15 protein-coding genes are annotated in these 15,803 nt (G+C 71.7%); 12 read left to right on the top strand and 3 right to left on the bottom strand.

The annotated features are described in order from the left end of the window. The first annotated feature begins 75 nt into the window (after positions 1-75). From OHB01_RS21525 to OHB01_RS21550, 6 genes are all read left to right on the top strand, one after another. Complete coding sequence (locus tag OHB01_RS21525) at positions 76-1,239, top strand: enolase C-terminal domain-like protein (protein WP_328709504.1); 1,164 nt, start codon at positions 76-78, stop codon at positions 1,237-1,239. Positions 1,240-1,270: 31 nt separating this feature from the next. Continuing rightward, positions 1,271-2,044, top strand: coding sequence for an IclR family transcriptional regulator (locus OHB01_RS21530; protein WP_142649881.1), 774 nt, complete (start codon positions 1,271-1,273; stop codon positions 2,042-2,044). Between the two features lie 230 nt (positions 2,045-2,274). Beyond that, on the top strand, positions 2,275-3,387 hold the full coding sequence (locus tag OHB01_RS21535; RefSeq protein ID WP_328853892.1) for a HesA/MoeB/ThiF family protein: 1,113 nt from the start codon (positions 2,275-2,277) through the stop codon (positions 3,385-3,387). Between the two features lie 48 nt (positions 3,388-3,435). Next, positions 3,436-3,561 (top strand): hypothetical protein, encoded by a 126-nt coding sequence (locus OHB01_RS21540; protein WP_260617399.1) that lies wholly within the window; start codon positions 3,436-3,438, stop codon positions 3,559-3,561. 77 nt (positions 3,562-3,638) lie between these two features. Further along, a complete protein-coding gene (locus OHB01_RS21545) occupies positions 3,639-4,250 on the top strand; it encodes a DUF6879 family protein (RefSeq protein WP_142649879.1) in 612 nt (203 codons plus the stop codon). Beyond that, entirely contained in the window at positions 4,247-5,467 is a 1,221-nt protein-coding gene (locus OHB01_RS21550; protein ID WP_142649878.1) for a hypothetical protein, read from the top strand. Before OHB01_RS21545 ends, OHB01_RS21550 begins: the two co-directional genes overlap by 4 nt. Here OHB01_RS21550 and OHB01_RS21555 read toward each other — a convergent pair. Then, positions 5,451-5,954 (bottom strand): cupin domain-containing protein, encoded by a 504-nt coding sequence (locus OHB01_RS21555; RefSeq protein ID WP_142649877.1) that lies wholly within the window; start codon positions 5,952-5,954, stop codon positions 5,451-5,453. The two genes, OHB01_RS21550 and OHB01_RS21555, sit on opposite strands and share 17 nt — an antisense overlap. 11 nt (positions 5,955-5,965) lie before the next feature. Further along, complete coding sequence (locus OHB01_RS21560) at positions 5,966-6,838, bottom strand: NmrA/HSCARG family protein (RefSeq protein WP_240971802.1); 873 nt, start codon at positions 6,836-6,838, stop codon at positions 5,966-5,968. A gap of 29 nt (positions 6,839-6,867) precedes the next feature. On the opposite strand from OHB01_RS21560, the gene OHB01_RS21565 reads away from it, so the two are divergent. Both OHB01_RS21565 and OHB01_RS21570 read left to right on the top strand, forming a co-directional pair. Next, positions 6,868-7,824, top strand: coding sequence for a helix-turn-helix transcriptional regulator (locus tag OHB01_RS21565; protein WP_205830690.1), 957 nt, complete (start codon positions 6,868-6,870; stop codon positions 7,822-7,824). Between the two features lie 131 nt (positions 7,825-7,955). Next, entirely contained in the window at positions 7,956-10,484 is a 2,529-nt protein-coding gene (locus tag OHB01_RS21570; RefSeq protein WP_147943382.1) for a DNA translocase FtsK, read from the top strand. Positions 10,485-10,529: 45 nt separating this feature from the next. Here the strand turns inward: OHB01_RS21570 and OHB01_RS21575 are convergent, their stop codons facing one another. Continuing rightward, a complete protein-coding gene (locus tag OHB01_RS21575) occupies positions 10,530-12,035 on the bottom strand; it encodes a PucR family transcriptional regulator (RefSeq protein ID WP_142649873.1) in 1,506 nt (501 codons plus the stop codon). 94 nt (positions 12,036-12,129) lie between these two features. Here OHB01_RS21575 and OHB01_RS21580 point away from each other — a divergent pair, with 94 nt between their 5' ends. From OHB01_RS21580 to OHB01_RS21595, 4 genes are all read left to right on the top strand, one after another. Next, positions 12,130-12,579: a nucleoside deaminase gene (locus OHB01_RS21580; RefSeq protein WP_142649872.1), complete on the top strand. Its 450-nt coding sequence runs from the start codon at positions 12,130-12,132 to the stop codon at positions 12,577-12,579. Next, positions 12,576-13,532, top strand: a complete 957-nt coding sequence (locus tag OHB01_RS21585; RefSeq protein WP_142649871.1) for an isopenicillin N synthase family dioxygenase — start codon at positions 12,576-12,578, stop codon at positions 13,530-13,532. Before OHB01_RS21580 ends, OHB01_RS21585 begins: the two co-directional genes overlap by 4 nt. Beyond that, entirely contained in the window at positions 13,529-14,917 is a 1,389-nt protein-coding gene (locus OHB01_RS21590; RefSeq protein ID WP_147943381.1) for a purine-cytosine permease family protein, read from the top strand. The genes OHB01_RS21585 and OHB01_RS21590 overlap by 4 nt, the downstream gene beginning before the upstream one ends. Before the next feature lie 160 nt (positions 14,918-15,077). Further along, the gene (locus tag OHB01_RS21595; protein WP_168066245.1) at positions 15,078-15,797 is read left to right on the top strand and encodes a helix-turn-helix domain-containing protein; all 720 of its coding nucleotides are present in this window, start codon (positions 15,078-15,080) and stop codon (positions 15,795-15,797) included. Positions 15,798-15,803: the final 6 nt, after the last annotated feature.

Genomic DNA, 15,803 nt, shown 5'->3' on the forward strand with positions numbered 1-15,803 from the left:
CCGGGACCGGGCCGGTGCGTACCTGACCGCGCACCGGCCCTCCGGCCCCTCCACACCGACAGAGAGGAAGAGGTCATGGCGGTCGTCGAACGCGTCATCGTCACGGTCTTCGCCACGGTCACCAAGTCCGTGGTGGACGGCCACGGCCACCGGCACCCCGGCCCGCCCCGCGAGGTGCGGGAGGCGCTGCTGGCCGTCACCGACAGCGACGGCGCGACCGGATACTGCCTGGCGGCGCCCGACACCGTCAGGGAGGCGGTGATCACGGGCCACATCGGCCCGGCGCTGATCGGTCAGGACAGCCTCGACCGCGAACGGCTGTGGCACCGCGTCGCCCGCCGGCAGCGGGGCGCCCAGGGCAACCTGTCCGACCGGGCGCTCAGCGCGGTCGACCAGGCACTGTGGGACCTCGCCGGGCGCAAGCTCGGCCTGCCGGTCTGGAAGCTCCTCGGCGGAGCCCGCTCCGAGGTGCCCGCCTACGCGAGCACGATGTGCGGCGACGACATCCCCGGCGGCCTGGCCACCCCCGACGACTACGCCGCCTTCGCCAAGGAGCTCGTCTCCCGCGGCTACCGCGGGATCAAGCTGCACACCTGGATGCCGCCCATGCCGTACGGCGTGGACCGCGACATCGAGGCGTGCGCCGCGGTCCGGGAGGCGGTCGGCCCGGACGTCGCGCTCATGCTCGACAGCAACCACTGGTACTCCCGCTCCGAGGCGCTGACCCTCGGCCGGGCCTTGGACGAGCTGAACTTCGCGTGGTACGAGGAGCCGATGGAGGAGGCGTCGGTGCAGTCGTACCGATGGCTCGCCGACCAGCTCAGGACGCCGATCCTCGGGCCGGAGACCTCCTGGGGCAAGCACATGGCGCGGGCGGAGTGGGTGGCCGCGGGGGCCTGCGACATCCTCAGGGTCGGCGTGGTCGGCTCCGGCGGCATCATCCCGGCGATCAAGGCCGTTCACCTGGCCGAGTCGTTCGGCATGGACTGCGAGATCCACGGCAACGGCTCCGGCGCGCTCGCCGTGATCGGCGCCAGCCTCTGCGGGCAGTGGTACGAACGGGGACTGCTGCACCCGCACTCGGACTACGACACGCCCGCCCCGCACCTGCGGTCGATCGTCGACCCGCTCTCCGGCGGAAAGGTGCGGATGCCGGACACTCCCGGACTAGGGGATGATCTGGATATGGACTACATCGCCTCCCGTACGGTCGCCTCCTGGGGAACCGGCTCACAATAGGAGGCGGAACAGGCGGGTCAGGGAGGTACACATGGCGGAACCCGTGCCGCACGTGAAGTCGGCACTCCGGACGGTCGAGCTGCTCGACTTCTTCGCGCAGTATCCCGGACTGCACAGCCTCACCGACCTACAGGGCAAGCTGGGCTACCCCAAGAGCAGCCTGCACGCCCTGCTGCGCACGCTGGTCGACCTCGGCTGGATCGAGACCGACGTCACCGGCACGCTCTACCGGATCGGCATGCGGGCTCTGCTGGTCGGGGCGACGTACATCGACGGCGACCCGGTGGTGCAGCTCGCGCACGACGCGCTGGACTGGCTGGCCGAGGTCACCGGCGAGACGGTGCACCTCGCCCGTCTCGACCATTTCGACATCGTGTATCTCGCCACCCGCGCCTCGCGGCACTACCTGCGGCCGTTCTCGCGGGTGGGCCGCCGTCTGCCGGCGAGCACCACGTCGCTCGGCAAGGCCATCCTGGCGAGCCGCGACGACGACGAGGTCCGCGCGCTGCTGCCCGCCGAGCTGCCCGCGCTGACGGCCAACACGATCGTGGACGCCGACGAGCTGCTGGTCGACCTCCACCGGGTGCGCAAGCAGGGCTACGCGGTGGACCGTGAGGAGAACACCGAGGGGCTGCGCTGCTTCGGCGTCGCGCTGCACATCAGCGACCCGCCGCGCGACGCCATCAGCTGCTCGGTGCCGATCCCGCGCCTCACGCCCGAGCGGGAGAAGGAGATCGCCTCCTGCCTGCTGGAGGCACGTGAGCGCATCGAGCGCTCCGCCATGCGGCAGCGCCGCGCCTTCTGACACGTCGGCGGCGCCCCGCACGCACATGCGTGCGGGGCGCCCGCATATAGAAGAAATCTAGAATTCGTCCGGGCGTGGCGATTATTTTGGGGCCGGCCGGATCGGCGGGCCGTTCCGCACCGTATTCTTCCCGGTCTTCGGCGTATTCGCGAATAGACATTGACCGGCGGCAATTCGCGCTGATAAGTTCCCGGTGTCGTGATCGTCTCCTCGGGCCGATGGAGGTCGGCTTGCGCCTGCCGAAAGTGAAGGCCGAGCACCGGCCGTACAGGATCGGGCGCGACAGGATTCGCATCGGCGGCTCCATTTATGGAATCGCCGCGGAGATATCGGATCCGCATGGTCACGCGTGGGCCGCGTTGTCGGCGATGGACGGGACCCGCGCGCCCGCCGACGTCGCCGATCATTTGTGCCGTCTGTTTCCCGGCATGAAGCGGGTGGACGCCGCCGGCGTGGTGGACCTGCTGCTGCGATCGGGCTACCTGGAGGACGCGGCGGCCCCGCCGCCGGGTGACCTCAGCGCGGCCGAGACGGAGCGATATTCGCGGAACAAGGCGTTCTTCCGCTGGGTGGATCTCGTGCCCCGGGCCCATGGATGGGAGGCGCAGGTCGCGCTGAAGCGCGCACGCGTGCTGGTCCTGGGGCTCGGGGGCACCGGCAGCCACGCCGCCTGGGCGCTGGCCGCCGCGGGGGTCGGCAGGATCCACTGCGTCGACCGCGACGTGGTCGAGGTGTCCAACCTCACCAGGCAGGCGCTGTTCACCGAGGCCGACATCGGGAGACCGAAGGCCGACGTGGTGGTCGAACGCCTCACGGCGATCAACTCGGGTGTGCGCGTGACCGGGGAGACCCGCGCCGTCGAGAGCAGGGCGGACGTGTCCGCGCTGCTGGCCGGGTTCGACGCGCTCGCCCTGTGCGCCGACGAACCTCGCGGCCAGGACAGCATCCGGATCTGGGCCAACCGGGCATGCCTGATGGCCGGGGTGCCGTGGGCGGTCGGCGGCTATCGGGGTCCCCTCGTCAGCGTGGGGGTCTTCGCCGCCGGCGGGCCCTGCTACGAATGCCTCACCGCCGCGATCGAGGCGTCGCTGGAGCCGGGGGTCCACGTCGACCTCGGCGGGCCGGGAGTGCTGGCGCCGTCCGCCGGCATTTCCGGACACCTCACCGCGCAGGCCGTGATCTCGATGGTGACCGGAATTCCGGCGACGCTGCGCAGTCATGTCACCGGGATAAATCTGATCGCCCCCGAACAGCATGTGTACACGCACTATGCGGCGTCGCCGGAATGCGCCGGCTGCGCGGTGCGGGGAAAAAGGGAACGGAAATCAGCGGTTGACGCCTGAAATGCCCCGGCTTAGTGTCGTGAGTTGTCGCGACGAAAGGGGGTGGAAATGGAGCGACAGGAGCCGGCGGTGCAGGATTCCGCCGAGACCGAGGACGCGGCCGGAAAGATTTCGTTCCGGCTGCTCGACAAGATCGAGACGACGCAGTCGTACAGCGGAAACTCGAATAGCTGACCGGTGATGGTCCGGATGGTCGATTTCCGAGTCGCCGTCCGGACCATCGTCATGCGAAATACGAATGACGGTGAGGCATGAAAATACCCCGGCCCGAGGCCGTGCCGGGCACGATGCTGCCCATGCGGGAGTACGCGGCGGACTTCCTTGAGGTCTTCCACGACGTCGACGGTGTGATCTGGAAGCTGGAGCGCGCCCAGACGTTCGACGAAGGGGAGAACCCGAGCTGGAAGGCCATGCGCGCGGGAGACTGGCACCGCTCGCTCGAACTGCTGGAAGAGGCGCGGGAGACCATCGCCGCGGACCTTCCGGCCCGGGGGGAGCTGCGCCGCCTGCGGATCGTCGAGACGCCGCTCACCGCATATCTGCAGTGGGAGCTGCACCTGCTCGCGCTGCGCGCGCGCCTGGGGGAGCGCGGCAGGGTTCTGGACGCCGGTGAGCTGGCGGGCCTCGAGGCGGACGGTCCCCTCCCGGAGCTCGTCGTCTTTCCCGGCAGGCACATGTACCACGTGCGCTACGACGACCGCGGCGCGTGTGCCGGCGCCCGCCGGATAGACGACGCCGACGCCGTCGCCGCATGGACGTCGGTCGTCTCCTCGCTGTACGAGCGGGGCGAAGACCTGCCGGCCTACGTGGAGAAGCGGGTCGTCCCGCTTCCGCCGCCCCGGACGGACGCGCAAGCGCGATGACGCACGTCCGGCTGCGTCCTCTCGGGTTCCGCGAGGACGAGGACGGATGGATCGTCGGCCGCGTCGACACGGGCGTCTGCATCGAGGTGCCCTACGCCGGCAAACGGGCGATCGAACTGCTCGGCAGCGGGCGGACGATCCGCGCGGCGCGCGAGGAGCTGAGAGCCGAGCTCGGGGTGGAGCTCGACGTGTCCGGATTCGTGGACGACCTGGCGGCCGTGGGGATGGTGGCCTCGATCGGCGACCGGGTCTTCGCCGACACCGGCGCCCCGGCGCCGTCGCTTCCCTGGATAACGCGGGAAATGGTGCGGTGGACGCTGAGCCCCCTGCTGCACTGCCTGCTGGGCCTGCTCGTGCTCGGCGGGGTCGTCGCGGCGGTGCTGCGGCCCGGCGTCGTTCCCCGGTGGCATGCCCTGCTCTGGAGCGACCACGGCACGGTGGTCCTGCTGAGCGAGATCGCCGTGGTGGCCGTGCTCGTCTCACTCCACGAGCTCGCCCACCTCCTCACCGCGCGGGCCGCGGGCGTCCCCGGCCGCATCCGGATCGACACGCGCCTTCAGTTCCTGGCCGCGCAGACCGACGTCTCCGGCGTCTGGCTCGCCGAGCGGCGGGTCCGCCTGACCGTCTATCTCGCGGGGATGGCGGTGGACGCGAGCGTGCTCGCCGCCTGCCTGCTGACGATGGCGCTGTCCGGCACGAACACGCTGCTGTCGGTCATCGCGCTCACCGAGATGACGGGGCTGGCGTTGCAGTTCTTCGTCTTCATGCGCACCGACCTCTACTTCCTGCTCCAGGACCTGGCGCGCTGCCGCAACCTCTACGCCGACGCCGCCGCCTTCCTGCTGCACCTGCTTCGCCGCGCCGTACGGAGGCCCACCGCGGAGCCGCTCACCGGGTTGGACCCGCGGCAGCGCCGGTTCGTCCGGTTCTACAGCGTGCTCCTCGTCGCCGGGACGGGGCTCTGCCTCGGGGTCTTCCTCCTGATCTCCGTCCCGTTCACGGTCGCGCTGATCGCCAGGTCCCTCGGCGTGCTGCTGCATCACGACGGCCTGGTCGACGCCGCCGACGCCCTGCTGACGCTGGGGGTCGTGGTCGCCTACCAGGCCGTGTGGGTGAGGGCGTGGGTCCGCAGGCACGGACCACGCGTACGGGGGTTCGCCGCGAGGCTGGTGCGCCACCGCGCGCCGGGGGCGAGCGTGGTCAGGCGCGGTTCGTGAGCGGGGTCAGCTGGTGGATGTCGTGCCGGGCGCGCAGCGCCGTGATCTCGGCCGGGTCCGGCGGTCCCGAGGCCAGCATCCCGGTGAGCTCCCGCAGGTAGGTCTCGTGACCCGCGGGGGTCACGATGAACAGCATCCGGGCCGGTTCACTGCCGGGGTTGAAGAACGCGTGGGGGCATCCGGCCGGCACGTGCATGAAGCTCCCGGGCCCGCCCCGCAGCACCTCGGCGCCGGCCTCCGACCGCCAGGAACGCCAGTCGGAGCCCGTCTCGGAGTCCGCCGGATGGAAGGCGAGGAGGTCGAGCTCGCCGTCGATGACGTAGAACATCTCCTCCGCCTCGTGATGCAGGTGCGCCCCGACGTCGAAACCCGGGGCGACCACGGCCTCGAAGACCGACCACGCCGCCGCCTGCTCCGCGCCGACCTTCAGCGTCATCGCCTGGATCGAGTCGCCGCCTCCCGGCGGAAGTAACAGTCCATCGGTCATGTCCTCGCACCTCACGCTTTCCAGCCGGTGGCGCGCAGCCACGTCTCCAGGGTCATCAATCCGGGGTGCTCGGCGCGCAGGGCAGGCAGATCGACCTGTGCGGGGTGCTCCTCGAAGAACTCGAACATCCGGGCCACCCACGGGTCGAACGCGCGCACGTGCTCGATCGGCGTCCGTTCGAAGCGGGCCGGCAGGCCGCACACCCGGCCGAACGTGGCGGCGATCTCCGACGGGGTGGGCTCGTCGGCGCCCAGATCGACGGTGCGGCCGAGGTACTGGCCGGGGCGCTCGAAGGCGAGGGCGGCGAACACCCCGATGTCCTCGACGCTGATCAGCTGCATCGGCGTCCCGGGATCCATGGGGAGCCGTACGACCAGCGTGCCGTCCTCCAGGCTCGGCCGGTTGTAGGTGCTGAAGTTCTCCATGAAGGAGACCGGGCGCAGGATGGTCGCCGGCAGCCCGAGCTCGTGGATCTCGCGCTCGATCCGCGCCTTGCTCTCGATGTGGGGGATTCCGGACTGGTGGTCCGTGCCGGGGACCGAGCTGTACACGAGGTGTCCCGTGCCGATCTCCGCGGCCAGCCGGGCCACCGTCAGGCCCCGCCGCTCCTCGGCGGCGGCGCCTTCGACGGTGATCGTCGGGCCCTGCATCATGGTCAGCGCCAGGAAGACCCCGTCCACGCCCCGCATCGCGCGGCGCAGCGACTCCTCGTCGTCGAGGTCGCCGACGAGGAGTTCCGCCCCCGACTCCTCCAGCGCCTTGGCGGCGGAACCGCCCGGGTCGCGCACCAGGGCGCGTACGTTCCGGCCCCGGGCGAGCAACCGGCGCGCGGCGGCGCCGCCCTGCCGGCCCGTGGCTCCGACGACCAGTACGGGATCGCTCATGGCGTATGCCTCCATGGCAGACTCGCGGTGTGAGGGATCATGGGCGTCACGATAACGAGGCGGCGTCCGGCGGTCCTGGCACTCGTGCTGCCAGTCATGGACCCGACCGCCGCTCCAGGACGTCGAGCCGCAGGGCAGAGCTCGGTGCGTTCCTCCGCGCCCGGCGGGCCCGCCTGCGCCCGTCCGACGTCGGCCTGCCGGAAGGCGATCCGGCCCTGCGCCGCACCCCCGGCCTGCGCCGTGAGGAGATCGCCGAGCTCTCGGGCGTCGGCGTCACCTGGTACACCTACCTGGAACAGGGACGGGACATCTCGGCGTCGGCGCAGGTGATCGACGCGCTGGCCCGTGCGCTGCTGCTCGATCCCGACGAACACCGGCACCTGCGCCATCTGGCCGGGCTGGCCCCGCCGGACACGCCGTCAGGAGAGGGGGAGCGGCCCCGGGACCGGTTGCGGCGCCTGGTGGACGCCGCCGCTCCGAACGCCGCCTGCGTGTACGACGCGCGCTTCGACTACCTGGCCTGGAACACCCCCTACACCCTGCTCCGCCACGATCCGCTGACGCTCCCGCCGGACCGGCGGAACCTGCTGTGGATGATGTTCACCGACCCCGGCAACCGCGCCCGGATGGTCCACTGGGAACGCGCCGCCCGCGCCCTGATCAGCCAGTTCCGCGCCGCGATGGGACACCGGCAGGGCGACCCCGCCTTCACCGCGCTGGTGACGGCGCTGAGCGAGGTCAGCCCGGAGTTCCGGGAGTGGTGGGCGGACTACCCGGTCCGCCGCTTCAGGCCCGCGACGGTCGCCATCGATCACCCCGAGATCGGGCGGCTCGACCTGGAGATGTTCCAGCTGCGGCCGGCGGAGCACCCCGATCTCCTGCTGGTGCTGCAGGTGCCGGCCAATGAGGACGGCCGCAGGCGGGTGAGCGCGCTCCTCGACGGGCGGCGCGGGCCCTCCAGCGCCCCAGAGGGCGGCGCCTCGTAGGACGCGCTCGGCCGGGCGGTGCTTCGCGGGCCGCTGTCGTGTGCGGCGCGCTCGGCCGGGCGGCGCTTCATCGGGTGGCCTCCCGGCGCGCCGCCCCGGCAATCGCCCGCATCCGGGGTAACTTCGGCATCATGGCCACCCGTACGTCCGGACAGGGGTCCGGCAAGCGCCCCGCGTCGCGCTCCGGATCCCGTACGGCTTCCACCAAGCGATCCCCGTCGGGTTCCCGAGGCAGGCCGGCCCCCAGATCCGCGCCCAAACGGCCCGTCGCCACCGGCCAGGATCCGGTCAGCTGGTTCTTCCTCGTGATCGGCAAGCTCGTCATCGGCATGTGGATGCTGCTGGCGAACGGCGTGGGGGCGGCGGCCCGGGCACTCGGACAGGGCGCCCGCGACCTCGATCCCGCGCACCGCCGCGACGGGCAGGGGCTGGCGGTGCTCGCAGGCGCCATCGTGCTCGCCGCCCTGACCTGGCGGGACACCAAGACGGGGTTCGCCGCGTTCGTCGACGCCGTGGTGCGCGGGACGGTGGGCTCGCTCACCTGGGCGGCGCCGGTGCTGCTCGCGCTGCTCGCCTGGCGGCTGCTGCGCCACCCCGACCAGAACTCCGAGACCGGCAGGATGGGCATCGGCTGGACCGCGCTGCTGGCCGGGATCCTCGGGATCGTGCACGTCGCCCACGGCACGCCGTACCCCTCCGGGGGTCCAGACGACGGCATGGACAACGTGTCGGCGGCGGGCGGCATGATCGGGTTCATCGTCTCGGCTCCGCCGTCGAGCATCCTGCCGGCGTTCATCACGATCCCGCTGCTGCTGATGCTGTCCGGCTTCGGCCTGCTGGTGATCACCGCCACGCCGATCCACCGCATCCCCGAGCGGCTCGCCGAGATCCAGCACATGCTCTTCCAGCGGCCGGACGAGAACGGGGAGCCCCGCAGGGCCCCCGCGCCGCCGAGGAAGCGCACGCGCAAGCAGCCGGGCGGCGGGCGCGACGTGCCCGAGGGCGGCGACACCGTCAAGCCGTACGACACGCCGGTGCTGGCGGAGAAGGACCATTCGCCGGAGATCGTCCCCGGCCTCGTGGACGACATCGTGGAGCCGGCCGAGCCGGAGACGCCCAAGCCGGCGCCCCAGCCCCCGCTGCCGACCCCCGCGCCGCGCAAGGTGGAGCAGCTCGTCCTGTCGAGCCAGGAGGGGCCCTACACGCTGCCGGACCTGGCGATGCTGCGGCCGGGCAGCGCGCCCAAACAGGAGACCAAGGCCAACCGGACGGTCGTGAACGCGCTGACCAGCGTGATGGAGCAGTTCGCGATCGACGCGCAGGTCGTCGGCTTCACCCGGGGCCCGACGGTGACCCGGTATGAGATCGAGCTCGGCCCGGCCGTCAAGGTCGAGAAGGTCACCGCGCTCACCAAGAACATCGCCTACGCCGTCAAGTCGGCCGACGTCCGGATCCTGTCTCCCATCCCCGGCAAGTCGGCGATCGGCGTGGAGATCCCCAACGTCGACAAGGACCTCGTGTCGCTCGGCGACGTGCTGCGCTCGCAGGTGGCCCAGGCCGACCACCACCCGATGATCGTCGGGCTGGGCAAGGACGTCGAGGGCCGCACGATCGTGGCCAACCTGGCCAAGATGCCGCACATCCTCATCGCCGGCGCCACCGGCGCGGGCAAGTCGACCTGCATCAACGGCCTGATCTCCTCGATCCTGATGCGGGCCACGCCCGATGAGGTCCGCATGGTGCTCGTCGACCCCAAGCGGGTGGAGCTCAGCTCGTACGAGGGCATCCCGCACCTGATCACGCCCATCATCACCAACCCGAAGAAGGCCGCCGAGGCCCTGGAGTGGGTGGTGGGCGAGATGGACCGGCGCTACGACGACCTGGCGGCCAGCGGCTTCCGGCACGTGGACGACTTCAACAAGGCCGTGCGCGCGGGCAAGCTGGTGCCGCCCCCGGGCAGCGAGCGCGTCTACCAGCCGTACCCATATCTGCTGGTGATCGTGGACGAGCTGGCCGACCTGATGATGGTCGCGCCGCGCGACGTGGAGGACTCGATCGTCCGCATCACGCAGCTCGCCCGGGCCGCCGGCATCCACCTGGTCATCGCCACCCAGCGGCCGTCCGTCGACGTCGTGACCGGCCTGATCAAGGCGAACGTGCCCTCGCGGCTGGCGTTCGCGACCTCCTCGCTCGCCGACTCGCGGGTCATCCTCGACCAGCCGGGGGCGGAGAAGCTGGTCGGGCAGGGCGACGCGCTGTTCCTGCCGATGGGCGCGAGCAAGCCGATGCGGCTGCAGAACGCCTTCATCTCCGAGAAGGAGATCGCGGAGGTCGTCGGCCACTGCAAGGCCCAGATGCAGGCCGAATATCGGGAGGACGTCGCCGCGCCCGCCACCGCGAAGCGGGAGATCGACGAGGAGATCGGCGACGACCTCGACCTGCTGATCCAGGCCGCCGAGCTGATCGTGTCGACCCAGTTCGGCTCCACGTCGATGCTCCAGCGCAAGCTGCGCGTGGGCTTCGCCAAGGCCGGACGGCTGATGGACCTGCTGGAGAGCCGCAACGTGGTGGGCCCGAGCGAGGGGTCCAAGGCCCGGGAGGTGCTGGTCAAGCCCGACGACCTGCCCGGCCTGCTCGCCGACCTCCGCGGCGGCGAGTAGCCGCCGGGCCTCGCCGAGCGTCCGCACGGCCTGGATCGCCTGATTTCAGCGGCGTGCGACCCGGTGGGCGGCGGTGGCGAGCAGCAGGGCCGCGTGCGCGCCGGGGTCGGTCACCGGGTGGCCCAGCAGCGTCTCGATGCGCTGCAGCCGCTGGTAGAACGTCTGCCGGCCGAGGTGCAGCGCGGCGGCCGCACGGGTCGCGCTGCACCCGTGCAGCAGGAAGACCTCCAGCGTGCCGACGAGGTCGGTCCGGTGGGCCGTGTCCCAGTCCACCAGCGGGCCGATGGTCCGCCGTACGAGCTCGGCGGCGTGCCCGGTGTCGGCGTGGCGGGTGAGCTCCAGCTCGAGGGCGAGCGCGCGGGTGGTGACGAGCCGGGCGTCCCGCCGCAGCCCGAGCGCGGCCCGTGCGTCCCGCAGCGAACCGCCCAGCTCGGCCAGGCCGGTCGCGGCGTGCCCCACGGCGACTCTGAGCTGGGGGGTGTGCAGCCGCCGCAGCGCCTCCTCCAGCGCCTGGGCGGCCGCACCGGCGGCGTCCGCCACGGCCACCGGCACCGCGAGGGTGCCGAGCACCAGCCGGCCCACCCGCCCGCGCAGGGCGGTCGTGTGCAGGATGTGCGCGGCCCGGTCGAGTACGGCGAGCGCGGCCGCCGTCTCCAGGGCGTCCACGGCCACGCCCACCAGCAGGTGGGCGGGCCCGGTGGGCAGGCCCGCCATGACCGCCCGTACGCCGGGGTCGGCCTCGGCCGTGCCCTCGATGAGGTCCCGCAGCAGCGCGGACGCCTGGCGGTCGCGCTCGCTCGGCGGACTGCCCGTCCTGAGCATGGCGAGGGCGAGGGCGACGGCCGTGCGCTCCAGCGCGATCGCCAGGTCGTCGGCGGGCAGCGCCGAACCGGGGCCGGCCACCAGCCGCCCCCAGGGATGGCCGTGGAGGGTGACCGGTGACTCGCAGACCGCACGCTCAGCCGCGCGCCAGGCGTCCCGGTCGCTGCCCACGCCGTGGGCGGCGACCAGCGCGCCGCTGGCGGACAGCAGCATCAGCGGTGCCCCCACGACCTCGGCTCCGGTCGCCAGCACCCCGGCGACCCCGGCGCCGGCGATGAGCGCCTCGTTGAGTGCGCGGGTGGCCGAGTCGCCCACCCGCAGCCGCCGGCTCGCGTAGTCGACGATCAGCGTGTTGACGTGCTCGGTGATCCGGATGAACGGGACGACCGCGTGCAGGGCGATGAACGGCAGCTCCTGCCTGCGGGCCTCCTCCACCAGCTCGCGCGGCGTCTCGGGGAACGTGCGGCCGAGTTCGAGGGCGACCCCGGCCACGCCCCTGGCGGCGATCTCCCGCAGGTAGTGCCGCCGCGCTCCCGCGTCCGTGCCGGCCAGGCCGAGCCCGGTCGTCAGCAGCAGCTCGCCGCCCGTGAGCAGGGGGCCGATCTCGTAGATCTCGCTGGAGTGCACCCATCGGACCACCCGGTCGAGCGCGCCCTCCCCGGCGAGGACCTCCGGCCGGGCCTCCCGCAGCACCTCGAAGGACAGCAACTCGCGCAGCGTCAGAGGCATCGATGCACCCCTATACGGATCGTCCGTTAAGGGACGTCATAGTACGGACGTTTCGTCCGTTCCCGAAGGCGCCGCCCGGAGGGATAGTGAGCACATGACAAGCGACGCCGCCATGCTCAGCGTGGCCCTGGAAGAGGCCAGGAAGGGGTTCGCCGAGGGCGGCGTGCCCGTCGGCGCGGCCCTGTTCGGCCCGGACGGCCGCCTGCTCGGGCGCGGGCGCAACCGCCGAGTCCAGGACGGCGATCCCTCGGTGCACGGGGAGACCGCCGCCTTCCGCGACGCGGGCCGCCAGCCCTCCTATCGCGGGACCACCATGGTGACCACCCTGTCGCCCTGCTGGTACTGCAGCGGCCTGATCCGGCAGTTCCGCATTCCGCGCCTGGTGGTCGGCGAGTGCCGCACGTTCACGGGCGCGCACGAGTGGCTCGCCGAGGCCGGGGTGGAGGTCGTCGTGCTCGACGATCCGGAGTGCGCCGGGCTCATGACGGCCTTCATCGCGGCCAACCCGGCCGTTTGGAACGAGGACATCGGAGATGAGGCATGAATTCGGTTCCCGTCGTCGACCTGACTCCCTGGTTCTCCGGTGAGGCGGACGGCCGGGCGCGGGTGGCCGCCCAGGTCGACGCCGCGCTGCGCGAGATCGGCTTCCTGCTGGTCACCGGGCACGGCGTGCCGGCCGAGCTGCGCGAGGACGTGCGCGCCGCGGCCCGGCGGTTCTTCGCCCTGCCCGCCGAGGTGAAGCAGCGGTACGCGGCCGTCGTGGGGGAGCGGGGCTGGCTGCCGCCGGGCGTCGAGGCCAACGGCTACGCCGAGGGCACGCCCACCCCGCCCGACCTCAAGGAGACCTTCGCCGTGGGCGCCGACCGGCCGATCGGCGTCCCGGAGATCGACGCCGAGTGGTTCCTCGCCAACGTCTGGCCGTCCGAGGTGCCCGAACTCCAGGCGCTGCTCACCCGCTACCTGGCGGAGATGCGCTCGCTGGCCGGCGAACTCCTGGTGATCTGCGCGGCCGCCCTGGGGATCGAGGAGGACTTCTTCGCCTCACGGGCCGACCACCCGTCGTACACGATGAACATCAACCGCTATCCGCCGCTGTCGCAAGTGGGCGAGCCGGAGCCGGGGCAGTTCCGGATCGGGCCGCACACCGACTTCGGCACCGTGACCGTGCTCGACCGGCAGCGGGGCGTCGGCGGCCTGCAGGTCTACACCCTTGACGGCGAGTGGATCGACGCGCCGTTCGTGCCGGACTCGTTCACGATCAATATCGGTGATCTGCTGGCCCGCTGGACGGGCGACCGCTGGCGCTCCACCCGGCATCGGGTGCTCCCGCCCGACCCGTCGGCGCCGGACGAGGAGCTGATCTCGCTCATCTACTTCTACGAGTGCAATCCCCTGGCCGAGGTGGAGTCGCTCGGCCCCCCGGTCGGCCGGGTCTCCTACGAGCCCGTCCGCGCGTCCGACTACCTCCTCGAGAAGCTGAGGGCGATCACCGTATGACAGTTCTGGAACCCTCCGAGGTCGCCGTACGCGAGGGCCGGTACGGCGACAAGGTCGCCGCGATCGAGCCCGGCGGCATCGAGTTCATCCCCCTCTCCGAGCGTCACGGCAGGCCCCGGCAGCTCTTCTGGACGTGGACCTCGCCGAACCTGGAGTTCGCCACGATCTTCCTCGGGGTCCTCGCCGTGGCGGCGTTCGGGCTCGGCTTCTGGCAGGCCGTGCTCGCCGTCGTCGTGGGCAGCGGCCTCGGGGCCCTCACCCACGGCGTGCTGTCGGCCAGGGGTGTGAGCGCGGGACTGCCGCAGATGGTGCTCGGCAGGCTGCCGTTCGGCTATTGGGGCAACGTCATCCCCTCGGCGTTCAACTCCGTCGCCGCCGGAATCGGCTGGTTCGCGGTCAACAGCGTGAGCGGCGCGCTCGCGCTGAACACGCTGACCGGCCTGCCGGGCTGGGCCTGCCTGCTGATCGTCGTCGCGGTCATGGTGGTGCTCGGATTCTTCGGCCACAACCTGGTGCAGGCCTTCGAGAAGTACGCGTTCCCGGTCCTCGCGGCGATCTTCGCGGTCACCTCCGTGATCATCCTGTCGAAGGCCCAGCCGGGCTATGCGGGCAGCGGGGGAGGGCTGGGCGGCTTCCTGCTGACCGTGGGCGCGACGTTCGGTTACGCGGCCGGCTGGAACCCGTACGCCGCCGACTACACGCGGTACCTTCCGCAGGACGCGAGCAGGCGGGCCACCGGCCTGTCGGCGGGCCTCGGCGTGTTCGTGTCGTGCGTGCTGCTGGAGGTCGTCGGCGCGGCGTCCGTGACGATCGGGGGCGGCGACGCCCTCGGGCAGCCCACCTCGGCGTTCACCGGCCACCTGCCCGCGCTCGTGGCGAACCTGACGCTGCTCGCGATCGCCCTCGGGGCCGTGTCGGCGAACGCGCTCAACGTCTATTCGGGCGCGATGTCGCTGCTCGCCCTCGGCGTACGGCTGCCGCTGACGATGCGCCGGGCCATCGTCGCGCTGGCCTGCGGCGTGATCGGTTTCGTGGTGGCGCTTTCGGGCCTGGAGGACGCCGGGCACAAGTACGAGGCGTTCCTGCTGGTCATCGCGTACTGGATCGGCCCCTGGCTGGGCGTGGTGCTGACGGACATGCTGCTGCGGCGCGGCCAGGACATCCGCGCGCTCGAACCGCTCATGTTCGACCGGCGGCACACCAACTGGGCCGGGCCCGTCGCGATGGTCGCGGGGGTCGTCCTGTCGGTCTGGCTGTTCTCCAACCAGGAGCAGTACGTCGGCCTGGTGCCGCGGAGCGTGCCCCAGGTGGGGGACATCGCGTTCGAGGCCGGGTTCCTCATCGCCGCCGGGCTCTATCTCGCGCTGAAGCCCCTGCGGCGCTGAACAGGCCCCGGCCGCTCCCCGCGCGCACTCTCCGTGAACATTTGGCACACCCCCGGGTACACATCGTAGCCAGTTACTGATTGAATGTGACTAACTACGCATTGTGGGGCGAGCTGCAAGCTCGAACAGGGGGGCGTGACCAATGAGCGTTGGTGCTGTTTTGGCCGAAGCCCGTGAGCGCGCCGGGCTGACCGTGCGTCAGCTCAGCGAGCGCACGCGGGTCCGCGAGTCCGTCATCGAACGCTTCGAGCGTGACGACTTCTCGGTGGGCGACTTCTACGCACGCGGGCACATCCGTACCATCGCCTCCGACCTCGGCCTGGACGCGGACGAGATCCTGCGGCAGTACGAGCAGGAGAACGCCGACATCGCGTCACCGGTCAAGGCCTCGGCGGTGTTCAGGCGCGACGTGAGCGAGCGGGCCCGCTGGGCCACGGGCTGGACGAAGGCCGCCGCGGTCGCCCTGGCCATCGTCGCGGTCGTCGTCATCGCGCGGATGCTCGGGGGCTCCGGCGAGAAGGCCGGCACGACTGCCGCCCAGCTCCCGGTGACCGCGCCGCACCAGCACGCGCGTAACGAGAAGGGCCACGAGAAGAAGACCCTGGAGGAGGCCCTCGCGCCCGGCACGGTGGTCGTGAAGGTCACCGCGCGCAAGCCGTCGTACATCAACGTGCGGGACGCCAAGGGCAAGGAGATCTTCCAGGGGACGCTGCCCGAGGGGAGGACCTCGACCTATTCGGCGAAGGACCGCATGCGGGTGACCATCGGCGACGCGGGGGCGGTGCGGCTGGAGGTCAACGGAAAGGACCTCGGCACGCCCGGCAAGGACGGCCAGATGATCCGGCGGACCTTCGAGGCGGGCGGCCCGAGTCTCCGTTAATCGCCG

The organism is Microbispora hainanensis (genome assembly GCF_036186745.1).
Classification (GTDB): domain Bacteria; phylum Actinomycetota; class Actinomycetes; order Streptosporangiales; family Streptosporangiaceae; genus Microbispora.